Source organism: Delftia sp. WSY_16, from assembly GCF_043104415.1.
Taxonomy (GTDB): Bacteria; Pseudomonadota; Gammaproteobacteria; order Burkholderiales; family Burkholderiaceae_C; genus Comamonas; species Comamonas tsuruhatensis.
Map to the genome: position 1 here is coordinate 51,342 of NZ_JBICKS010000017.1, position 21,288 is coordinate 72,629.

Here is a 21,288-nt window from a genome sequence, read left to right on the forward strand (position 1 = left end):
GCTGTTCCCATGCGATTGACTGTACCGAGCCGCCCGAGGCCGGATTGACGGTGCCCGGCGTGGCATGGCGTCAGGGTTAGGCAGGGGGTGGGTGTAGGAAAAGCGCCGGCCCGCAGTGCCCATCAAGAAAAACCCCTGCCAGGGCGGTGCCGGGCAGGGGTTGTGCGTGCAGGCGATGCGTCGTGGTCAGGCGGATGCCGGGCTCAGCGGAATGACGGCGGAGATGGCCGTGCCCTTGCCCAGTTCGGAGGAGACGGTCAGCCGCCCGCCTGCCGCCTCCACGCGATGGCGCATGCCGGCCAGCCCGTGGGAGTTGGGGCGCATGGCCGAGGTCTCGAAGCCCTCGCCATCGTCCTGGATCTGCACTGTCACATAGGTCGGGTAGTTGTGCACGGAGACCAGTACGTGGCTGGCCTTGGCGTATTTGCCGATATTGGTCAGCGACTCCTGCACGATGCGGTAGACCGTGAGCTGGGTCGACTCCGGCAGCTCCACCTGCTCCAGGTTCGCTGTGACCTCGATGCCGCTGCGTTCGCCGAATTCGCGTGCCAGGATTTCCAGCGCCGTGGTCAGGCCCAGGTTGGACAGGGACGAAGGACGCAGGTCCTCGATGATGCGGCGCTTGAGGGCAATGCCGCTGTTGAGCGTCTCCACCAGATGGCTGACGCGCTCTCCCACGTCGGGGGCGCTGAGGTCGATCTTGGATTTGAGCCGGGCCACATCGAGCTTGGCCGCCGTCAGCAGCGAGCCCAGTTCATCGTGCAGCTCGCGCGCCAGGTGGCCGCGCTCATCCTCGCGCACCTGCTGCAAGTGGTTGGCCAGCTCCGTCAGCGTGGCCGTGCGTTCGCGCACCAGGGCTTCAAGGCGGTTGCGCTCGTCACGCTGGATTTCCTGCTCGCGCTGATGGGCCTGCTGCAGCGCGTGGGCCTGGCGCAGGTACATGAAAAAGCCCAGCACGCCCAGCGCGGTCACCGTGGCAATGCCTATGCGCGACAGCGACAGCGTGTGCTCGATATCCTGCAGGTTCTTGGCCGAGCGCTCGTCTATGCCTGACAGCAGCTTGCCTGTGTAGTCCCGGATGGCATCCATGTTCTCCATGCCCACGTCCGTGAACATGACGAAGCGCCAGGCTTCCTCGTTGCCCTGGCGGTACAGGCGCAGGCTCAACTCCATCTCGCTCATCTTGCGCTCGACCTGGCGGGCCAGCGGCGTGAAGATGGCCAGTTCCTGGGGGTCGTAGATGAAGATCTGGCGCAACTCGTCCATGTTGTAGTTGATGGCCGTGATCGCCTTGCTGTAGGGCTCCAGGTAGCGCTCCTCCCCCGTGAGCAGGTAGCCGCGCAGGCCGGTCTCTGCATCGAGCATCAACCGCAGCAGTTGGCTGATTTCCGAGCGGGTCGCCTGGGTCTGGGTCATGGCCTCCAGCGCCTTGGTCGAGCGCTTGTAGCTGGCCTCGTTAATGCTGACAAGCAGCACGGCCGCAACGATGGCAAATGCCAGGCTGATCGCAATTCTTCGGAAATTTATCCAACGCATAAGCATCCTCTCACCTACAAGATCTTCGCCGATATTCTGCATAATTCGTGTTATCGGCAGCCGGAGCAGTTCCTGCCCCGGCCGTTACCATATATTGTTTGCACGACCGGCGTTCCTGCTGGTCCCCCGAAAAAGAGGTATTCATGATCAGAATCGGCATTGTGGACGACCATGCAATTGTGCGCTCGGGTCTGCGTCAGTTTCTCTCGGAACATGTGGACCTGCGTGTAGTCGGTGAGGCCGCCAATGGCCGTGAGGCCATCGACCTGGTCCGAGCCCACGAGATCGACGTGCTGCTGATGGACCTGTCCATGCCCGGGCAAAGCGGCATCGATGCGCTGGCCATGCTGCGGGCCAAGGCCCCTGACATGGGCATCCTGATCCTGAGCGGATATCCCGAGGAGCACTACGCGATCAACCTGATCCGCCAGGGCGCCAGCGGCTACCTGAACAAGGAATGCGATCCCCAGGAGATTGCCGAAGCGATCCGCACCGTGGCCCTGGGCCGCCGCTACCTGACGCCGGCCGTGGCCGACCTGCTGGCCCAGCAGCTCAACCGCAAGGATGACGCGCCAGCGCATGAACAGCTGTCCGAGCGTGAGTTCCAGGTCTTCCTCAAACTCGCGCGCGGCGAAACGGCAGGTGATATTGCGAAATCGCTCTCGCTGAGCGTGAAGACGGTCAGTACCTATCGCACGCGGCTTATGGAGAAAATGGGATTGTCATCCAACAGCGATCTCACGTATTACGCGCTGAAAAACCGGCTGATCGACTGATTCCCAGTCAATAGAAAATACGGGCTGCACGATTATCAAGTCGTGCAGCCTTTTTCTTTGATGGAGAGTAAAAATGCCGTGTTTTGGGTTCAGGCTGTTTTGAGTTGATTGAGCGATGCGGCGTCGATATTCATGCAATAGTCCATGAGTGCATCGATCTCATTGGACTTGTCGAAGACCGCATCCACGCCGAGCTGGGCGCAGCGGCTGCGGATGTCAGGGGTGGCGTAGTTGCTGAGCACCACGATCTTCTGGTGCGGCTGGCGCTCGCGGCAGGCGGTGAGCACACCCAGGCCGCTGCCCTGGCGCAGGAACAGATCGACGATGGCCAGATCCCATGCGTCGGGGTTCTGCTGAAGCCAGTCCGTCCCCGCGCTTTCCGTCTCGGCGATGCCCACGGCCTCGACATCGGCGAGTTCCTCGAGCGTGGCGATCAGGTTCTCGCGGATCGTAGGGTTGTCTTCAACAAGATAGGTGCGCAATTTCACGGCTGTATCCAATAGGGACGCGGATGGCAATCGGAGTCCGGCGGAACCCGGCCTTCATTGTCCTGCGCGACAGCGGGCGATTGTGCCAGTGGGGGATCGGCCTGGAAGTCAGCCGATTCCTACGCCTTGTTGCCGCAAACGGGACAGTCCGGCACACGGGTGGTTTGCATGCTACTCCAATCGAGGCTGCGGCTGTCGAACATGGTCAGGCGGTTTGTTGCAGGCGTGCCAAAACCCGCGATCAGCTTGAGGGCTTCGGCCGCCTGCAGCGTGCCCATGACGCCGACCACGGGGGCGAAGACGCCCATGGTCGAGCACTGCACTTCCTCGAACTGCGCCTCCGGCGGGAATACGCAGGCATAGCAGGCGCAGTTCTCGTCGCGTGGGTCCATCACCATGAGCTGGCCGTCCAGGCGGATGGCCGCCCCCGCCACCAGGGGCACCTTGTGCCGCACGCAGGCCGCGTTGATCATGTGGCGCGTGCGGTAGTTGTCCGTGCAGTCCAGCACCACCGTGGCTTGGGGCACGAGCTCGTCGAGCAGGGCATCGTCTGCGCGCTGCTGGCGGCAATCGATGCGGATGCCGGGGTTGATGGCATGCACGGCCGTGCGTATGGAGTGCACCTTGGGCTGGCCCACGCGGTCCGTGGTGTGGGCGATCTGGCGCTGCAGGTTGGTCATGTCCACGGCATCGTCGTCCACCAGGGTGATGCGGCCGATGCCGGCCGAGCCCAGGTACAGCGAGGCAGGCGCGCCCAGGCCGCCTGCGCCGATGATGAGCACATGCGCTGCCAGGATGCGCTCCTGGCCTTCGATGCCGATCTCGTCCAGCAGGATGTGGCGCGAGTAGCGCAGCAGTTGATCGTCGTTCATTCGCGTCTCCAGACGTGAAAAAGCCGGGCGCGGGCCCGGCTTGGTGGGAGCGCGGACCCGGTCCGCGCTCTTCAGTTTTCCTTCTTTTCGGGCTCGCGCTCGGTCAGGGTCTTGCTGACCATGACGGGCTGGCCCTTGAGGCGGTTGAGCGCCTGCTGCAGCTGGAAGTCCTTTTCGGTGCCGAACTCGGGCAGGCGGCGCTCGGCCAGGGGTTTCTTGGCCTCTTCCTCCAGGCGCTTGCGGGCTTCCTCGCGGGCCTTCTCGCGCACTTCGTCCTTGACTTCGGCGCCCTGTCCGCTGGACAGGTGCTTTTCCAGGTCGGCCTCGCGCATGCGCAGGGCAGCGAACAGATCGCCTTCAGGGGTCTCGTCCACCATCACGTCAGGAACGATGCCCTTGGCCTGGATGGATTTGCCGCTGGGCGTGTAGTAGCGGGCCGTGGTCAGCTTCAGCCCCGTGTCGGGACCCAGCGGGCGAACGGTCTGCACCGAGCCCTTGCCGAAGGTCTGGCTGCCCATGATGACCGCACGCTTGTGGTCCTGCAGGGCGCCGGCCACGATTTCGCTGGCCGAGGCCGAGCCTTCGTTGACCAGAACCACCAGCGGCAGCTTCTTGAGCGAGGCGGGCAGGCGCTGCAGCGGGTCTCCCATGCCGCGGCGGGCATAGAAGCTGGGCGAGGCCTTGTAGGTTTCCTTGCTCTCGGCCAGCTGGCCGTTGGTGGACACCACGGTCACATCGGGCGGCAGGAAGGCTGCCGAGATGGCGACGGCCGCGTCCAGCAGGCCGCCCGGGTCGTTGCGCAGGTCCAGCACCAGGCCCTTCATGTTGGGTTCCTGCTTGTACAGCTCTTCGACCTTGCGCACGAAGTCGTCCACCGTGCGTTCCTGGAACTGGCTCAGACGGATCCAGCCGTAGCCGGGCTCGATGACCTTGCCCTTGACGGATTGCGTCTTGATTTCCTCGCGCGTGATGGTCACGGGGAAGCTGCGGCTTTCATCCTTGCGCAGGATGGTCAGCTGCACCTTGGTGTTGGGCTCGCCGCGCATGCGCTTGACGGCGTCGTTGAGCGACAGGCCCTTGACGGCCGTGTCGTCGATCTTGGTGATCAGGTCGCCGGTCTTGAGGCCGGCGCGGAAGGCGGGGGAGCCTTCGATGGGCGAGACGACCTTGATCAGGCCGTCTTCCTGCGTGATCTCGATGCCTACGCCGACGAAACGGCCCGAGGTGCCTTCGCGGAATTCCTTGTAGGACTTCTTGTCGAAGTACTGCGAATGCGGATCGAGGCTGGACACCATGCCGGAGATGGCATCGGTGATCAGCTTCTTGTCGTCGACCGACTCGACATAGTCGGTCTTGATCAGGCCGAAGACGGCGGACAGCTGCTGGATTTCCTCCAGCGGCAGCGGGGTCATGGCACCGCGGGCCACGGTCTGCAAGGAAACCGTGGTCAGTGCTCCGGCGATTACGCCTACGGAAACCCAGCCGGCAATTTTGATTTTCTGGCCCATATCACCCCTTTAACCGCGTCAATATACACCCGCTTGGAAAGGCAAGCGCCCGCGTGGTTCCCTAAAAACGGCGCAGCAAGCGCAATTTCCGTAGCAGGCGCTCACCTCAGGCGGGTCAGGCTCAAGCCTTGCCCTGTGCGGCCACGGCGGCAGCCGCCTTGGCGGCAGCCTCGGCATCGCCCAGGTAGTAGTGGCGAATGGGCTTGAGATTGGCATCCAGCTCGTAGACCAGCGGAATGCCGTTGGGCACGTTGACGCCGACGATGGCGTCATCCGAGATGCCGTCCAGGTACTTGATCAGCGCGCGGATGGAGTTGCCATGCGCGGCAACCACGACGCGCTTGCCGGACAGGATGGCGGGCGCGATGGACTCGTTCCAGAACGGCAGCACGCGCGCGACCGTGTCCTTCAGGCATTCGGTCAGCGGCACCTGGCTGGGGTCCAGCTGGGCGTAGCGTACGTCGCTGCGCTCGCTGCGCGGGTCCTGGGGCTCCAGGGCCGGCGGGGGCGTGTCGTAGCTGCGGCGCCAGACCAGCACCTGGGCGTCGCCGTATTGCTTGGCCATGTCGGCCTTGTTCAGTCCCTGCAGGCCGCCGTAGTGGCGCTCGTTCAGGCGCCAGCTGTGCTGCACGGGCAGCCAGGTGCGGTCCATTTCGTCCAGCGTGTGCCACAGCGTGCGCGTGGCGCGCTTGAGCACGCTGGTGAAGGCCAGGTCGAAGTCGTAGCCTTCGGCCTTGAGCAGGCGGCCGGCGTTCTTGGCCTGTTCGACGCCGGTGGCGGTCAGGTCCACATCGGTCCAGCCGGTGAAGCGGTTTTCGAGGTTCCAGGTGGATTCACCGTGGCGGATCAGCACGAGCTTGTACATGGCGGCTTTCTAAGTCTCTCGATGCGACAAAGCTGGGCTGTCGCGGGGGCAAAAGCCAGCATTCTAGAATTGACAGGTTTGCCAACCCAAGGAATGACGTGAAATTCATCATCGATAACTGGTATTTGATCCTGATCGCGCTGGCTTCCGGCGTGATGCTGCTGCTGCCCCTGGTGCGCGGCGCAGGCGGCGGCTCGCTGACGGCGGCGCAGGCCGTGCAACTGATCAACCGCCAAAAGGCCGTGGTCATCGATGTCTCCGAGCCCGAGGAGTACGCGGCCGCCCATGCCAATGGCGCCAAGAATGTGCCGCTGGGCCAGTTCGAGGAAAAGCTGCCTGCCACCGTGAAGAACAAGGCCCTGCCGCTGGTGCTGATCTGCACCAAGGGCAACCGCGCCTCGCGTGCCGAAGGCATTGCGAAGAAGCTGGGCTACGAAAAGGCCCAGGCCCTGGCCGGTGGCCTGAAGGCCTGGCGTGATGCCGGCATGCCGGTTGAAAAGGCCTGAAGCGCCTCCAGTTGATCACGATGGAAGCCGCTGCGCCGCGTCCCCGGCGCCTGCAGCCGGCAAGCCGCCCACTCGAAGAAAGTCGCATATGCAAGCCGTGAAGATGTACACCACCGCTGTCTGCCCCTATTGCATCCGGGCCAAGCAGATCCTCAAGTCCAAGGGCGTGGAGCAGATCGAAGAGATCCGCATCGATACCGACCCTGCCGCGCGTGACGTGATGATGCAGAGCACGGGCCGCCGTACGGTGCCCCAGATCTTCATCGGCGACCACCATGTGGGCGGCTGCGACGACCTGATGGCGCTGGACGCCGACGGTGGCCTGGTGCCCATGCTGCAAAGCTGAAACACGGGCACTGCATAATGCAGGCCCAGGTGCCCGCTGCGCAACCTATTGGCAGCGGGCATTTTGTTGGTGATTTTTTTGATGCCCTGGCCGCCGTGCCAGGGTTTTTTGCCCAGAAAGACTGATTCCATGGCCGAACAGGACACTCCCGTCTTCCAGATCCAGCGCGTCTACCTCAAGGACCTGTCGCTGGAGCAGCCCAATTCGCCCGCCATCCTGCTGGAGCAGGAGCAGCCCAGCGTGGACATCCAGCTCGGCGTCGAGGCGACTCCCGTGGCCGAAGGCATCTACGAAGTGGCCGTGACGGCCACCGTGCAGACCAAGATCCAGGACAAGACCGTGTTCCTGGTCGAGGCCAAGCAGGCCGGCATCTTCGAGATCCGCAACGTGCCCGAAGACCAGATGGGTGGCGTGATCGGCATTGCCTGCCCCCAGATCATCTATCCCTACCTGCGCGGCAACGTGGCCGACGTGGTCACACGCGCCGGCTTCCCGCCCGTGCACCTGGCCGAGATCAACTTCCAGGCCATGTACGAGCAGCAGCAGGCAGCCGCCCAGGCGGACGGCAACTCGCTGCCGCAGTAAGCCGGTCCCATCCCGGCCGATGAGACTTGCGCCCAGGCGCGTCGCATCGCTGTGGTACAAGAAAAGAGGCCCGAGGGCCTCTTTTTTTCATCAACGTCGCTTCTTCAACGTCGGGCAGATATGAACATTGTGGTGATTGGTGCAGGCGCCTGGGGCACGGCGCTGGCAATGAGCGCGGCCTCGCGCGATGACGGACGTGTCGTGACGCTGTGGGCGCGCGACGCTGCCCAGGCGCAGGCCATGCGGGACAGCGGCGAGAACGCGCGCTACCTGCCGGGCGTGGCGCTGCCTGCCGCGCTGCAGGTGGTGCATGGCGAGATCGACGGCCATCTGGCTGCGGCAGACCTGATCGTGATCGGCACGCCCATGGCGGCCTTGCGCGAATGGCTGGGCCGCCTGCGCAATGTGCGGGCGCCCGTGGTGTGGCTGTGCAAGGGCTTCGAGGCCGTGCCCGCAGGCGCGTCGGCCGCCGCCCATGGACTGATGGCGCACGAGGTCTGCGCCGAGGTGGCGCCCGATCTGCTGTGCGGTGTGCTCAGCGGCCCCAGCTTTGCGGCCGAGGTGGCGCGCCACCAGCCCACGGCCCTGGTGGCGGCCAGCCGGCATGCCGAGGTCAATGACGCCCTGGTCGCGGCCTTCCATGGCGATGCCATGCGCGTCTACGCCAACGCCGACATCGTGGGCGTGGAAGTGGGCGGCGCCGTGAAGAACGTGCTGGCCATTGCCACCGGCCTGTGCGACGGCCTGCAGCTGGGCCTGAACGCCCGCGCCGCGCTGATCACGCGCGGCCTGGCCGAGATGACGCGATTGGGCCTGGCCCTGGGCGCGCGGGTGGAGACCTTCATGGGCCTGTCCGGCCTGGGCGATCTGGTGCTGACGGCCACGGGCGATCTGTCGCGCAATCGCAAGGTGGGCCTGCTGCTGGCCCAGGGCCGCACGCTGGAGCAGGCCGTGGCCTCGCTGGGCCATGTGGCCGAGGGCGTGTACAGCGCGCGCACCGTGCTGGCGCGCGCGCGGCTGCTGAACGTGGAGATGCCGATCACCGAAACCGTGGTCGAGCTGCTGGACGGCCGGCTGCAGGCGGCCGAGGCCGTGCAGCACTTGATGGCGCGCGATCCGCGCGGCGAGTGATTCTTCGGTGTCCATGAAAAATGGCCCACACGCTCCCCTTGCTGCGCAAGGTCCACTGCCCCCCGAGGGGGCCGCTTTTCATCTTGGGGCGGCCCGGCGATGAAAAAGCCCCGGAGCTGGAAGGCCCCGGGGCTTTTTTGCGTCAGAAATCCTGGCGCCTGGCGCGCTACATGCCCAGTTACAGGCCCAGTTACAGGCCCAGCTCCAGGCCCAGCAGTTCCTCCACCGTCTGGCGGCGGCGGATGAGGCGCGCGCTGTCGCCGTCGACCAGCACCTCGGCGGCCAGCGGGCGCGTGTTGTAGTTGCTGGACATGGAGCTGCCATAGGCGCCCGTGTCATGGATGACCAGCAGGTCGCCGACCGCTGCGCCTGCCAGCGCGCGCGGCAGCACCACGCCGCCGTCGCCCTGGGTGAAAACGTCGCCCGATTCGCACAGCGGGCCGGCGACCACGGCATCGCGCAGGGGCATGGCCTGGCCGTCGCGGCGCAGCACTTCCATGCCGTGCCAGCTGCCGTACATGGAGGGGCGCATCAGCTCGTTGAAGCCCGTATCGACCAGCACGAAATGGTTGCTGCCCGCGTTCTTGGTGGCGCGCACCTGGCCCAGCAGCACGCCCGACTCGGCCACCAGGAAGCGGCCCGGCTCGATCTCCAGGCCCAGCGCGTGGCCCACGATGGCCTCGGCGTCCTTGCGTGCCGCATCCCACAGGCCGTGGTAGTGGGCGGTGTCGATGGTGGCGTCGCCATCGCGGTAGGGAATGGACAGGCCGCCGCCGGCCGAAATGGCCTGCAGGTCATGGCCTGCCTGGCGGGTGGCGCGCACCAGCTCGACCATGGCGCCGCAGACCTGCTGCAGGTGGCCGTAGTCCACGCCCGAGCCGATGTGCATGTGCAGGCCGGCCAGCTGCAGGCCGCCGTCGCGGACGGCCTGCAGCGCCGCCAGCAGGTCGCTGTGCCAGATGCCGTGCTTGCTGTGCTCGCCGCCCGTGTTGGTCTTGTTGCTGTGGCCGTGGCCGAAGCCGGGGTTGATGCGCAGCCACACGGGATGGCTGGGCGAGGCCTGGGCCAGCTGGTGCAGCATGTCGATGGAGCCGGCGTTCACGGGCACCTTGTGCTCGGCCACGCAGGCCAGCGTGGCCTCGTCCATCACGTCGGCGGTGAACACGATGTCGCTGTGCAGGTCGTCGCCATGGCCGGCCGCGTAGCCGGCGGCCAGCGCGCGCAGGATTTCGCCGCGCGATACCGCATCCACCTTCACGCCCTGCTCGCGCATCAGCCGCAGGATGTGGATGTTGGAGCAGGCCTTCTGCGCAAAGCGGATGGTGTCGAAGGCCTTGAGCTGGGCGATGCGTGCGCGGATGGTGGCGGCGTCATAGACCCACAGCGGCGTGCCGTGCTGGTCGGCGAGGGCCCAGAGCTGGGCGGGCGAGAAGGGATTGGACATGGTGTCTCTTTCAGGGGAACTGCTGCGCATGATGGTGGATGTCGGTCATTCAGTCCAATGCTTGTTCTTATGGTGTCTATTTGATTTGGATATGCTTTGGCCATGCAAGACCCCGAGCTGCCGCACACGTCCCCCGAACCCCGCATCTCCCACCGCCACCTGGAGGTGTTTCGCGCGCTCATGCTCAGTGGCAGCGCCACGGCGGCGGCGCAGATGCTGTTCAGCTCCCAGCCCACCGTCAGCCGCGAACTGGCGCGCCTGGAAAGCCTGCTGGGCTATGCGCTGTTCGAGCGTGCCCAGGGCCGGCTGCGGCCCACGGCACGCGCCCTCTCGCTGTGGGCCGAAGTGCAGCGCAGCTGGCAGGGGCTGGACCGGGTGGTGGAGCATGCGCTGGCCCTGGGGCGTCCGCACCAGGCGCGCATCAACGTGCTGTGCCTGCCCGCGCTCAGCCATGCGCTGCTGCCCGCAGCGCTGGCGCGGCTGCATGCGGAGCACGGCCCAGTGGCCGTCAGCGTGGCCACGCAGGAGGCGCCGCTGCTGCAGGAGTGGATGGCCGCCCAGCGCTACGACCTGGGTCTGGCCGAGCTGGCCGAGGCGCCTCCGGGCACGCGTGCCCTTGCGCTGCCCGCCATGGACGAGGTGGCCGTGTTGCCCGCAGGGCATGCGCTGGCGGCCCGCCCGGTGCTGGAGGCGGGCGACTTTGCGGGGGAGGGCTTCATCAGCCTGGCGCGAGACGACCCCTATCGCCAGCAGATCGATGCCGTGTTCGAGCAGGCCGGCGTGCAGCGCCAGCTGCACCTGGAGACCCACAGCGCCGTGGCGGTCTGCGCCATGGTCCAGCATGGCCTGGGCGTGGCCATCGTCAATCCGCTGACGGCGCGAGTCTGCGCCGGGCCGCAGCTGGTGGTGCGGCCGCTGGCGTTTTCCATTCCCTTCCAGGTCCATGCGCTGCTGCCGCTTCACCGGCCGGCCGTGGCCGAGGCGCAGTGGCTGGTGGACGCGCTCGCCGCCGAGGTGGCCGCGGTCGCTTGAAGTGGGGTGGGCGACTTCAGCGCGCCGCGTCCTTCAGGCTGGCTGCGTTGTCTGCCGCCGGCTCGGGCGGCAGGCCCCACTCCATCCAGTCGTCGCCAAAGATCTCCACCGGGTGCTGTGTGCGGTCCGATCCGTTGCCGCAGGCCAGCTCGTCGCGGGCGCAGTAGCGGTCGCAACCCCAGCAGGTGCGCTCGGGATGGGCGGGGTGGATGGGGAATTTCCTGGCCATGGCATCCAGCTTGGACCGCCATGGCCGCCAGGGTTTTGCGCTGGATCAGAACTCCAGGTTGTCGATCAGGCGCGTCTTGCCCAGGCGCGCGGCGCCCAGGGCCACCAGGGGTGCACCGGCCAGTTGCGCGCCCTCGGCCGGCGGCTGCAGGTCACGGCGCAGGCGCACGGTCAGGTAATCGGGCTCCCAGCCCTGTGCGGCCAGGGACTGCATGGCCCATGCCTCCAGTTCGGCCAGCGGCGCCTGGCCTGCGCGCGTGGCGTCGGCCAGTTGCTTGAGTGCCTGCGACAGCGCCATGGCCTGCTGGCGTTCATCGGGGCTCAGGTAGCCGTTGCGCGAACTCAGCGCCAGGCCGTCGTCGGCGCGCGCCGTGTCGCCGGCCACGATGTTCACGGGCAGGGCGAACTGCTCGACCATGCGGCGGATCACCAGCAGCTGCTGGTAGTCCTTCTTGCCGAACACGGCCGTGCCGCCGCCGCTGGCGAAGAACACGGCCGAGAACAGCTTCATCACCACGGTGCACACGCCCGTGAAGAAGCCGGGGCGGAAATGGCCTTCGAGGATGTCGGCCAGCTGCGCGTCGGGCTGGATCTTGAAGGTCTGCGGCTCGGGGTAGAGATCGGCTTCGCGCGGGGCGAACAGCAGGTCGCAGCCTTCGCTCTCCAGCTTGGCGCAGTCCTGCGCCCAGGTGCGCGGATAGCTGTCGAAATCCTCGTGCGGCAGGAACTGCAGGCGGTTCACGAAGATGCTGGCCACGACGATGTCGCCGTGCTGGCGCGCGGCGCGCACCAGGGACAGGTGGCCATCGTGCAGGTTGCCCATGGTGGGCACGAAGGCAGGGCGGCCCTTGCTGGCCAGGATGGCGCGCAGGTCGGCGATGGAGTGGACGATTTGCATGGGGAAGCGGGGAAGCGGGAAAACGGGGGAACGGGAAGCGGGAAGCGGAAAAACGGACCGTGCAGCCTGCCGGACTACCAGGCGTGCTTGCTGTCGTCGGGGAAGCTGCCGTTCTTCACGGCATGTACATAGGCCTCGAAGGCGCCCTTGACGCTGCCCGCATCGGCCATGAAGTTGTGCACGAAGCGGGCCATCTTGCCCAGGTTCACGCCCAGCATGTCGTGCAGCACCAGGACCTGGCCGGCCGTGCCGCTGCCCGCGCCGATGCCGATGGTGTGGCAGTGCGGCAGCTCGGCCGTGAGTTCGCGCGACAGCTGTGCCGGCACCATCTCCAGCACCAGCATGGAGGCGCCTGCATCCTGCAGTTCCAGCGCATGGCGGCGCAGCGTGGCCGCGCCCTCGTCGCTCTTGCCCTGGACGCGGTAGCCGCCCAGCGCATGCACGGTCTGCGGCGTCAGGCCCAGGTGGGCGCAGACGGGCACGCCGCGCTCGACCAGGAACTGCACGGTGGGCGCGGTCCAGCCGCCGCCTTCGAGCTTGACCATATGGGCGCCGGCCTGCATCAGCTCGCAGGCGCTGCGCATGGCCTGCTCGCGGCTTTCTGCATAGCTGCCATAGGGCATGTCGGCGATCAGCCAGGCCGTGCCCTGCACGCGGTGCAGGCCGCGCGCCACGCTGGCCGTGTGGTAGCACATGTCCTGCAGCGACACGCCCACGGTGCTGTGCAGGCCCTGGCAGACCATGCCCAGCGAATCGCCCACCAAAATGCACTCCACGCCGGCCGCATCGGCCACGGCCGCGAAGGTGGCGTCGTAGGCGGTGACCATGGTGATCTTCTCGCCGGCCTCGCGCATCTGCGCCAGGCGCGGAAGGCTCACGGGGCGGCGCTGGGGCAGCGGCGAGGCGGGAGGGATGGTGCCGTAGGGCGTGCCGGCGGTGACGGGGGCTTGGGTCATGGGGCGCTCGGAGGGGGATGGAATTGCCGCGAGTCTATGCGATGCGCGCCGGGGGCACCTGTCCCTGAGCTGTCCTTTGCTGTTCCGTCACCTTTCGGGCAGGCCACGCCATCGGCGCCACAGCGGAGACAGCAGGGCCACGAGCGTGGCCGTGCTGGCTGCCACGGCAGGCGCGCCCATCAGCAGGTCCAGCCAGTGCTGGGTATCCGTCCAAGGGTCTGCGCTGCCGGCGGGTTGGGGCAACAGCAGTGCGGACCACTTGGACCAGGCGGCGGCGAGCCATATCAGGGCCAGCGACATGCCCAGGGCCAGCAGCACCGCGCCGGCCCAGGGGCGCTTGAGCACACGGATGCGCAGCCAGGCGACCGATATCAGCGCGGCGGGAAACAGCCCCAGCACATAGAGGTTGGTGATTCCCAGCATCCCGGCCAGCACGCTGCCAAGCAAGGTCAGGACCAGGCATGCGCCCCAGGCCACCAGCTGCATGGCGGGCATCAGGCGCACCAGCACCAGGGCCAAGGCGAGGAAGAAGCCAACGCTGGCGGCCGCAAGCAACTGGGACATCCTTGGCCATTCGTCGTCGCGGGACCTGTCAGCGCGCCGCAGATGGCTTTCCTGGTAGGCCGGCAGGGCCAGGCCGTAGCGCGGGTGCTGCCATTGCACATGCTGCAGCGGGCTCCACCGGCTGTCGAACCTCTCCAGCAGCATGAGCCACTCACGGTTGCTCTGGGCCAGATAGGTACCGAAGCATTTGCGCGGATCCGGCTCCAGATCCAAAGGCCTGCTGCGACCCAGGGGTGGTTTGCAGTTGGAGTTCTGCGCTCTGGATACCTTCTCGCCAGTCTCTGGTTGCGGGTTCGCTGCCAGGTAGGCGCGCCATTCCTGGGCCAGGGGGGATTGCAGCGCGCTGCGGTAGCTGGCCAGCAGGTGCTCCGCCTGGTCCTGCGCGGAGCTGGCAGACTGGCGCACATAGCCTCTGGCCTGCAATGGCTGGCCGTAGCGCTCCAGCGTCGCGGCAATCGCGCCCTGGTCTCCGCGCATCAACCAGACCAGGGCCTGGATGCCCGGGTACTTCGCCGGATCGACCTCTTCCTCGCGCAGCACACGTATCCATTCCACGAGCATGGCCGCCTGGCGTGGCGCGACAAGCGCCTCCAGGGCTGCGACTTGCTCGACAGTCTGGATCTGTGCACTGACATCCGTGTCCGACCATTGGCGCTGCATCCGCATTTCATAGATGGGCGAAAAGGCGATCGCAGGCGCGAACAATAGCGATAGGAACAAGGCTCCCCACAGGTACTCCCACCACAGGCCCCAGCGGCCCACGGGGGCGTGTTCGCGCCAGCGGTTGTGGATGCGCACGCGCAGCAACCACCACAGCGCCAGGCCGATCGCCACGATGCAGGCCACGACGGAGCCGATGTCCAGCGCCAATTGCTCGGGCGTTTGCTGTGCCGTGGACGCAACGCCGGGCAGGGAGCCCATCCAGCGCGCGGGTTCGGCCATCCATTGCATCCAGATGCCCAGCACCAGCACGCACCACAGCAGCGCCAGCGGCAGATACCAGTGCAGCCGCAACTGCCACAGCAGGGGGCAGCGCATCAGCACCCATTGGTCCCAGCGGTTCGTCATATCGGAAAAACGTGGCATGGCTCAGTCCCTCACGAACAGGCGGCGGGTGGATGCGGTGATGTCGCGGAAATAGCGCACGGGCATCTGTGCCTGCACGGCCTGCGCCAGGAACTGCGCTGCCGTGAAGGGCACGTGAAAGCTCACGATGTGGGTCTGGCCGCTGAGCTGGTGCGTATGGGATGGCAGCCGGTCCAGCCAGGGTTTCAGTTGCGCCATGGCCCAGCCGGTCTCGAACTCGATGGCGCAGCCTTGCATGGCGGCAAAGCTCTGCTGGACGCTGCGCGGCTGGCCTTGCTCCAGGAACAGCACCTGGTCGGCTACCTTTTCCACCTCGTACAGCTGCTGTGAACTCAGCACCAGGGCCATGGGTTGCCAGGGCGAGCGCGCCAGCGACTGCAGATCGGTCAGCAGGGTCTGCTGGGCGTTGATGTCCAGGTTGGCCAGCGGCTCGTCCAGCAGCAGCACGCGCGGCCGGCAGAGCAGGGCGCGCGCCAGCTCGAAGCGCATCTTGTAGCCCGAGGACAGCTGTTTCCACTGGTGGCCCCGGAAGGCGCGCAGCCCCAGCTGCGCGATGACCAGCTGTACCAGGCAGATGTTGCGTGGGCCCACGGCGCCATGGCTGCGCGCGGCGAATTGCAGATGGTCCATCAGGCGCCCGCTCCAGACGGCCGGGCGCTGGGGGATATAGGCGAGCTGGGTGCGCAGCAGGTAGGCATCGGCGGCGGGAACGCCCCAGTCCAGCTGCCCCGCGTCGGGCGCCAGATCGGCGGCCAGCAGGCGCAGCAAGGTGGTCTTGCCGTTGCCGTTCTCGCCCACCAGTCCGAGGATGGTGCCGGGCTCCACGGCCACATCCACCGGCCCCAGCGCAAAGCCGCCGCGCCGGTAGCGCTTGACCAGTTGCCGTCCCAGTATGCAGTGCGCACGGTATGCACGGTGCGCACGGGAAGGTGCGGAATCGGCCTGCAGCGCCTGGCCCGGGGCATGGGCGGCATGCAGGGCGTCGAAGGCCTGCTGCACCAGCGCGCGGCGGGGCTCTGCGCCGGAATCGGCAGCGAGGCCATCCCAGGCGTCCAGCGCAGTCAGCAGGCTCTGCTGCACGGCGGTTTCGGCCGGCAGGGCGGCGTCTATGAGTGCACGCCACGCGCCATGCCATTGCTGGCTGGCGATCGCCTGTTCCACGGATTGCGCCCAGGCCGCCACGGTGGCCTGCGGGCGCGCGGGTGGTCGTGCCGATTCGATGCTCGCTTCCATGAAGCCCTCCCTTTTTTCTGTGCTGCGCGGTGCGGCCATCCGGGGAGCCGGACAGTGCGATTCCCGGCGCGCAACGAGTCTATGCGATCCCGCTATGCTGTACTTCCCGCGACGGACGACAGGGACCGTACAGGCCCTGCGGATGCGCTTCAACGGTGTTGCACCATGTCCGGTTCCTTACAGACATCTCCGCTTCTTCCCGCCGTGGCCTGGCAGGGCCTGCGCCAGGTCCATGTGCTGCAAAGCCTGTCCGACGAGCGCCTGGCCGAACTGGCGGCGCAATGCCGCTGGCAGCAACTGGCCACGCACCAGAGGCTGGAGGGCGCCTATGCCGACCAGCGCATGTACATGCTCGTCCACGGCAGCCTGCGCGTCAGCAGCTATGCCGCGAACGGACGCGGGCTGACGCTCGGTGAAATTGCCACAGGCATGTTCGTCGGCGGCCAGATGCAGCAGCAGCAAAACGAATGCGGGGGCATACCACTGGTCGTCGAGGCGGGAGAACCCAGCCTGGTGGCCTCGCTCGCGCCCGAGGATGTGGAAGCACTGCTGATGAGCGAGCCCCTGGTGCTGCGCGCCTTCATCGTGCGGCTCAGCAGCCTGGCCGTGACGCTGGCGCGGCGCATGGTCAATCTGGGAACCCTCAGCGTGCGCAGCCGACTGCATGCCCTGCTGCTGGAGCGCGCCGAACTGGCCGGGGAGGAGCAGGGGCAGGCCCTGCTCGCCCCCGCGCCCCGGCAGACCGATCTGGCCCTGATGCTGGGCTCCAGCCGCGAGGAAGTGGCGCGCGAGATGTCGCGCCTGGTGCGCCTGGGCCTGCTGCGGCGCGAAGGCCGCAACCTGCGCATCTGCCATGTCGAAGGCCTGCGCGTGCTGCTCGAGGAAGCGCGCTGAGCCTTGTCTGCCGCGGCTGTTTCAAGCCGCGAAAAACACTGTTTCAGGAACGCGTGAATTCGCCTTCTGTCGAGGGGAACACGGGGGAAAAGGCGGCACGTTGGCCAGCCCGGATGCGAAAACACGTGAGAAAACGCACAGACGAAGAATGCTGCAGCGCCGCATAGTACGTCCATGCCGTGAGGAAATGAATGCCGAGCGGCCTTTTGAAAGGATCTGACATGCGTACCCTCTCCGCTGCACTGGCCGCCCTGACCCTGGGCCTCGCCGGCACTGCAATGGCCCAAGAAGCCGTTTCCCCCTCGTCCTCCGCCACCGCAGGCCTGAGCCGCGCCGAAGTGCTGGCCGACCTCGAGATGTGGCACCAGGCAGGCATGACCTACCTGCCCTCGCCCTCGGCTGACCGCGAAATCGGCTACAACTCGGCCGAATACCAGCGCGGCCTGGCCCGCTACCAGCAACTGCGCAGCGGCCCTGCCTACCGCGAGGCCGTGGCCCGCCTGGAAGGCCAGCACACCGTCACCCAGAAGTGATGTGAATGGATATGGGTCCGGCATGGTGCCGGGCCTGTTGGTGGAAAGCGTCCTTTCGGGACGCTTGGTTTGGCGCCCTTCGGGGCGCTTTTTTGTTTCCCTCGCTCTACACTGGGCGGCCCCGTGTCAGTGGCTGCTATCGATAGCGAAGCTGCTGATGCAAGTACAGCATGCGTTGACGGCCGTTTTGTGAAGTTTCTGATCGATTTTCCCAACCCCCATGACGGCTCGGCCGCCCGGCTGCGCCATGGCTTCGGGCCGCCGCTGCGCAGCCTGGCAGCCCATGCGCCCGAGCAGGTGCGCGGTGTGCTTGACGCCGTGCAGCAGGCCGCCCAGGCCGGTCTGTGGTGCCTGGGCTGGGTGCGCTACGAGGCGGCGGCGGCGTTTGACGCGGCCTACGCCGGCGCCCTGCATGCCACGCCGCCAGGCGAGCCGCTGGCCTGGTTTGCCGTCTTCGACGGCCCCCGGCCCTGGCCTGAAGACGCGGACGCGGTCGAGACCGGCCCTCAGGTGCAATCTCAGGTGCAATGGCAGCCCGGCCTGGAGCGCGCCGATTTCGATGCCGCCATTGCGCGCATCCACGAGGCGATTGCTGCCGGTGACTGCTATCAGATCAATTACACGGCCCAGTTCATGGGCCGGCTGCTGGGCGACATCCCATCGCTGTTCGCCGCGCTGCGACGTGCCCAGCCCGGCGGCTACGTGGCCTGCATGGACAGCGGCGACGAGCAGGTGCTGTCCGTCTCGCCCGAGCTGTTCTTCGACTGGGATGGCGAGCGCATCCTCACGCGCCCCATGAAGGGCACGGCGCCCCGTGGCGCCACGCCTGCACAGGACGAGGCGAATGTCCAGGCCATGCGTTCCTCGCCCAAGGAGCGGGCCGAGAACGTGATGATCGTGGACCTGCTGCGCAACGATGTCTCGCGCATTGCCGAGCCTTTCAGCGTCCAGGTGCCGCGCCTGTTCCATGCCGAACCCCTGCCCACCGTGTGGCAGATGACGTCCGACGTGCAGGCGCGCACGCGGCCCGGCACCGGCCTGGCGGACGTGTTTGCGGCGCTGTTTCCCTGCGGCTCCATCACGGGCGCGCCCAAGCGCCAGGCCATGCGGCTCATCCACGAGCTGGAATCGGGTCCGCGCGGCGTCTACTGCGGGGCCGTGGGCGTGGTGCGGCCCGGCACCACCGCGGGGCGCGTGCACGCCACCTTCAATGTGCCCATACGCACGGTGGTGGCGCGTGGCACGGAACTGCGCTGCGGCATCGGCAGCGGCATCACCTCGGGCGCCGAGGCGCCTGCCGAATGGCAGGAATGGCGCCACAAGAGGGCTTTTCTGGACAAGGTGTGAAAGGGCGTGCAGCCATGGCGGATACGGACTTCGATTTCGACATTCTGGAAACCCTGGCCCTGCGGGATGGCGGTTTCATCCACCTGCAGCGCCATGTGACGCGCATGCAGGACGCGGCGCGGCATTTCGGCCGGCCCTGCACGGATGCCGTGCTGGAGCAGGCATTGCAGCAACTGCGCCAGGCGCACGCCAGCGGCCACTGGCGCGTGCGCCTGGCGCTGGATGCCACGGGGCGGATACAGACCCAGGCGGCGCCGCTGCCGCCTTCGGCCACGCCTGTTCGGCTGGCGCTGGCCGACCGGCCCATCGCCAATGCGGTGGCGCGTGGCGACTGGGTGCGTTTCAAGACCTCGCGCCGCGCGCACTACGACAGCCTGCAGCCCACCGATGCCTCGGTGTTCGACACCGTGCTCCACAACGAGGACGGCGAGATCACCGAGGGCACGCGCGGCAACATCGCCGTGCTGCTGGCGGGCCGCTGGGTGACCCCGCCGCTGTCCAGCGGCCTGCTGCCCGGCGTGGGCCGCGCGGTGGCGCTGGACGAGGGCCGCGTGGTGGAGCACCCGGTGCGGCTGGACGACCTGCCACGCGTGCAGGGCTGGGCCTTCGTCAACAGCCTGCGCGGCTGGCTGCCGGCGGTCCTGCGCTGAATTGCAGGCCAGGGCCACGGGCGGAACTCATGGTTTTCAGGGATGGATTCCACAAGGCAATGTCAGACAATCGGTGAATATTGTTGAGCAATATCATTTTGATTGTTGGCTGATGCCTGCCTCCCCTGAGATCGATCCATGCATGAATTCCATATTTCCCGCCGCGCGCTGATCAGCGCCGCGGCTGTCCTGGCGGCGGGCCCGCTGTGCGCCCAGACCACCTATCCCAACAAGCCCATTCGCGTCGTCGTCGGCTACGCGGCAGGCGGCTCGGTCGACCTGGTGGGGCGCGTGGTGGGTGACATCCTGGCCAAGCACCTCAATGCGACCGTCGTGGTCGACAACGTGCCCGGTGCCGCCGGCGTGGTGGCCGCGCAGCGCGTGGTCGGTGCCAAGGCCGACGGCTATACCCTGCTCGCAGGCTCCAGCAACGAATTGGCGGGCACGAAGTTCGTCAACGCCGCGCAGAAGTACGACCCGGCCACGGACCTGACCGGCATCGCGCTGACCGGCGTGCTGCCCAACCTGTGGGTGGCCGGCACCAAGATGCCGGCCAGGACCCTTGACGAGTTCATCGCCCTGGCCAAGGCCCATCCCGGCAAGTACAGCTACGGCAGCCCGGGCATCGGGTCCACGCCGCATTTCTCGGGCGAGCTGATCAAGAAGATGGCCGGGGTGGACATCGTCCATGTGCCCTACAAGGGCTCGGCCGCGATGACCAGCGACCTGGCGGGCGGCAACCTGGATTTCGCCATCGTCTCTCCCTCGGTGGCGGCTCCGTTCATCCAGAGCGGCAAGATCAAGGCCCTGGGCGTGACCACGGCCCACCGCATCGCCATGATGAAGGACGTGCCCGCACTGGGCGAGAACGCAGCGCTCAAGGGCTACGCGCTGAGCGGCTGGTTCGGGCTGGCGGGTCCCAAGGACCTGCCTGCCGATGTGGTGGCCAGTCTGCAGAAGGCCTTGAAGGCGGGCCTGGCCGATCCGGCGATGCGCGCGCGCCTGGAAGGGGCGGGCATCATTGCCCCCACGGGCGACGAAAACCTGGCCCAGATCATCCGTACCGACATGGGCAAGTACGCCGAACTGGTCAAGTTCGCCAGGATCACGCCGGAAAACTGAAGCACGGCCGGCTGCCATGAAAAACGCCTCGTTCCCCGAGGCGTTTTTTCATTCGGGCCTGTGCCGGGCATGCAGGGCCAGCAGCCCCTCGAGCGCATCGCGCAGCGGCTGCAGAGACGGGCCGGCAGGCGCCAGCCGTTGCAGCGCGCAGGCCGCTGCCTCCAGCGTGGACAGCTGGCCCGGCGCATGGGCCTTGCGCAGGGCGCCGTAGCGCGAGGCGGGCAGGTCGCCCTGCAGTGCCAGGCGGGGCAGGGCCTGCAGGCCGGGGTTGAGGTAGAGCATCTTGCGGCTCTTGCGCCAGGTGGCGTCCAGCACCACCAGGCGCAGGTCCTCGGGGCATGGCGCGGGCTGCGGCCAGGGCGCTTGCCTGGCCAGGCCCAGCTGGTCGCCGTGCGGTGTTTCCGGATAGAGCAGTACGGCCTGTCGCGGGGCGTCGCCCGACTGCCAGGGCGCGTGCAGCAGTGCCTGCAACTGCGCTGGCTCGAAGGCCTCGCCCACCGCCAGGCGGCTGGCGGGCAGGCACAGGTGCAGCAGCCGGCCCGTGCCCTTGGCCTGCAGTTCTTCCTCGGGATGCTGGAGCACCAGCAGCTGCACCGCATGCGGCACCGGCTGCACCAGGGGGCACAGGCAGGTGCGCTCAGGGCGCAGGCATTGCGCGCAGCGTGCGCGGGTGCTCACGGCGGACAAG

At 67.1% G+C, this 21,288-nt stretch carries 23 protein-coding genes; 11 read left to right on the forward strand and 12 right to left on the reverse strand.

What is annotated here, in order from left to right:
- Window positions 1-186: 186 nt before the first annotated feature.
- Window positions 187-1,536 (reverse strand): CHASE3 domain-containing protein, encoded by a 1,350-nt coding sequence (locus ACF8O7_RS07930; protein WP_016449069.1) that lies wholly within the window; start codon window positions 1,534-1,536, stop codon window positions 187-189.
- 143 nt (window positions 1,537-1,679) lie between these two features.
- Here ACF8O7_RS07930 and ACF8O7_RS07935 point away from each other — a divergent pair, with 143 nt between their 5' ends.
- The gene (locus tag ACF8O7_RS07935; RefSeq protein ID WP_012203736.1) at window positions 1,680-2,312 is read left to right on the forward strand and encodes a response regulator transcription factor; all 633 of its coding nucleotides are present in this window, start codon (window positions 1,680-1,682) and stop codon (window positions 2,310-2,312) included.
- 89 nt (window positions 2,313-2,401) lie between these two features.
- Here the strand turns inward: ACF8O7_RS07935 and ACF8O7_RS07940 are convergent, their stop codons facing one another.
- The 4 genes from ACF8O7_RS07940 to gpmA all read right to left on the reverse strand — a co-directional run bounded on the left by ACF8O7_RS07940 (window position 2,402) and on the right by gpmA (window position 6,045).
- Window positions 2,402-2,800: a response regulator gene (locus ACF8O7_RS07940; RefSeq protein ID WP_013803928.1), complete on the reverse strand. Its 399-nt coding sequence runs from the start codon at window positions 2,798-2,800 to the stop codon at window positions 2,402-2,404.
- A gap of 119 nt (window positions 2,801-2,919) precedes the next feature.
- Window positions 2,920-3,672 carry a HesA/MoeB/ThiF family protein gene (locus ACF8O7_RS07945; protein ID WP_034366075.1) on the reverse strand — a complete coding sequence of 251 codons (753 nt, stop codon included), beginning with the start codon at window positions 3,670-3,672 and terminating at the stop codon, window positions 2,920-2,922.
- Window positions 3,673-3,743: 71 nt separating this feature from the next.
- Window positions 3,744-5,180 (reverse strand): S41 family peptidase, encoded by a 1,437-nt coding sequence (locus ACF8O7_RS07950; RefSeq protein WP_016449067.1) that lies wholly within the window; start codon window positions 5,178-5,180, stop codon window positions 3,744-3,746.
- A 121-nt stretch (window positions 5,181-5,301) separates the two neighbouring features.
- Window positions 5,302-6,045 (reverse strand): 2,3-diphosphoglycerate-dependent phosphoglycerate mutase, encoded by a 744-nt coding sequence (gpmA, locus tag ACF8O7_RS07955; protein WP_034366077.1) that lies wholly within the window; start codon window positions 6,043-6,045, stop codon window positions 5,302-5,304.
- Between the two features lie 98 nt (window positions 6,046-6,143).
- Here gpmA and ACF8O7_RS07960 point away from each other — a divergent pair, with 98 nt between their 5' ends.
- The 4 genes from ACF8O7_RS07960 (at window position 6,144) to ACF8O7_RS07975 (ending at window position 8,613) form a co-directional block, all read left to right on the forward strand.
- Window positions 6,144-6,551 carry a rhodanese-like domain-containing protein gene (locus tag ACF8O7_RS07960; RefSeq protein WP_016449065.1) on the forward strand — a complete coding sequence of 136 codons (408 nt, stop codon included), beginning with the start codon at window positions 6,144-6,146 and terminating at the stop codon, window positions 6,549-6,551.
- 88 nt (window positions 6,552-6,639) lie between these two features.
- Window positions 6,640-6,897: a glutaredoxin 3 gene (grxC, locus tag ACF8O7_RS07965; protein ID WP_016449064.1), complete on the forward strand. Its 258-nt coding sequence runs from the start codon at window positions 6,640-6,642 to the stop codon at window positions 6,895-6,897.
- Between the two features lie 129 nt (window positions 6,898-7,026).
- A complete protein-coding gene (secB, locus tag ACF8O7_RS07970; RefSeq protein ID WP_013803924.1) occupies window positions 7,027-7,482 on the forward strand; it encodes a protein-export chaperone SecB in 456 nt (151 codons plus the stop codon).
- 120 nt (window positions 7,483-7,602) lie between these two features.
- Window positions 7,603-8,613 carry an NAD(P)H-dependent glycerol-3-phosphate dehydrogenase gene (locus ACF8O7_RS07975; RefSeq protein WP_016454153.1) on the forward strand — a complete coding sequence of 337 codons (1,011 nt, stop codon included), beginning with the start codon at window positions 7,603-7,605 and terminating at the stop codon, window positions 8,611-8,613.
- A gap of 190 nt (window positions 8,614-8,803) precedes the next feature.
- On the opposite strand, the gene lysA is transcribed toward ACF8O7_RS07975, so the two are convergent.
- Window positions 8,804-10,057 carry a diaminopimelate decarboxylase gene (gene lysA, locus ACF8O7_RS07980; RefSeq protein ID WP_392443013.1) on the reverse strand — a complete coding sequence of 418 codons (1,254 nt, stop codon included), beginning with the start codon at window positions 10,055-10,057 and terminating at the stop codon, window positions 8,804-8,806.
- Between the two features lie 102 nt (window positions 10,058-10,159).
- Between lysA and ACF8O7_RS07985 the strand changes: the two genes are divergently transcribed.
- Window positions 10,160-11,089 (forward strand): LysR family transcriptional regulator, encoded by a 930-nt coding sequence (locus ACF8O7_RS07985; protein ID WP_061288238.1) that lies wholly within the window; start codon window positions 10,160-10,162, stop codon window positions 11,087-11,089.
- Between the two features lie 16 nt (window positions 11,090-11,105).
- Here the strand turns inward: ACF8O7_RS07985 and ACF8O7_RS07990 are convergent, their stop codons facing one another.
- The 5 genes from ACF8O7_RS07990 to ACF8O7_RS08010 form a co-directional block, all read right to left on the reverse strand.
- Entirely contained in the window at window positions 11,106-11,318 is a 213-nt protein-coding gene (locus ACF8O7_RS07990) for a DUF3079 domain-containing protein (protein WP_016454156.1), read from the reverse strand.
- Window positions 11,319-11,363: 45 nt separating this feature from the next.
- Window positions 11,364-12,215 carry a pantoate--beta-alanine ligase gene (panC, locus tag ACF8O7_RS07995; RefSeq protein ID WP_016449059.1) on the reverse strand — a complete coding sequence of 284 codons (852 nt, stop codon included), beginning with the start codon at window positions 12,213-12,215 and terminating at the stop codon, window positions 11,364-11,366.
- 74 nt (window positions 12,216-12,289) lie between these two features.
- Window positions 12,290-13,171 carry a 3-methyl-2-oxobutanoate hydroxymethyltransferase gene (panB, locus tag ACF8O7_RS08000; protein WP_012203749.1) on the reverse strand — a complete coding sequence of 294 codons (882 nt, stop codon included), beginning with the start codon at window positions 13,169-13,171 and terminating at the stop codon, window positions 12,290-12,292.
- Between the two features lie 87 nt (window positions 13,172-13,258).
- Window positions 13,259-14,821: a hypothetical protein gene (locus ACF8O7_RS08005; RefSeq protein WP_392443017.1), complete on the reverse strand. Its 1,563-nt coding sequence runs from the start codon at window positions 14,819-14,821 to the stop codon at window positions 13,259-13,261.
- Between the two features lie 3 nt (window positions 14,822-14,824).
- A complete protein-coding gene (locus tag ACF8O7_RS08010; RefSeq protein WP_392443020.1) occupies window positions 14,825-16,054 on the reverse strand; it encodes an ATP-binding cassette domain-containing protein in 1,230 nt (409 codons plus the stop codon).
- A 165-nt stretch (window positions 16,055-16,219) separates the two neighbouring features.
- On the opposite strand from ACF8O7_RS08010, the gene ACF8O7_RS08015 reads away from it, so the two are divergent.
- From ACF8O7_RS08015 to ACF8O7_RS08035, 5 genes are all read left to right on the forward strand, one after another.
- Window positions 16,220-16,948, forward strand: coding sequence for a Crp/Fnr family transcriptional regulator (locus ACF8O7_RS08015; RefSeq protein WP_016449056.1), 729 nt, complete (start codon window positions 16,220-16,222; stop codon window positions 16,946-16,948).
- 221 nt (window positions 16,949-17,169) lie between these two features.
- Complete coding sequence (locus tag ACF8O7_RS08020; RefSeq protein WP_016449055.1) at window positions 17,170-17,481, forward strand: DUF4148 domain-containing protein; 312 nt, start codon at window positions 17,170-17,172, stop codon at window positions 17,479-17,481.
- A gap of 189 nt (window positions 17,482-17,670) precedes the next feature.
- Window positions 17,671-18,828 (forward strand): aminodeoxychorismate synthase component I, encoded by a 1,158-nt coding sequence (gene pabB / locus ACF8O7_RS08025; RefSeq protein ID WP_160853971.1) that lies wholly within the window; start codon window positions 17,671-17,673, stop codon window positions 18,826-18,828.
- A gap of 14 nt (window positions 18,829-18,842) precedes the next feature.
- Entirely contained in the window at window positions 18,843-19,478 is a 636-nt protein-coding gene (locus ACF8O7_RS08030) for an aminotransferase class IV (protein ID WP_017404243.1), read from the forward strand.
- 138 nt (window positions 19,479-19,616) lie between these two features.
- Complete coding sequence (locus ACF8O7_RS08035; protein ID WP_126312553.1) at window positions 19,617-20,600, forward strand: tripartite tricarboxylate transporter substrate binding protein; 984 nt, start codon at window positions 19,617-19,619, stop codon at window positions 20,598-20,600.
- Window positions 20,601-20,648: 48 nt separating this feature from the next.
- Here the strand turns inward: ACF8O7_RS08035 and ACF8O7_RS08040 are convergent, their stop codons facing one another.
- Window positions 20,649-21,287 carry a tRNA-uridine aminocarboxypropyltransferase gene (locus ACF8O7_RS08040; RefSeq protein WP_016449051.1) on the reverse strand — a complete coding sequence of 213 codons (639 nt, stop codon included), beginning with the start codon at window positions 21,285-21,287 and terminating at the stop codon, window positions 20,649-20,651.
- Between the last annotated feature and the right edge of the window lies 1 nt (window position 21,288).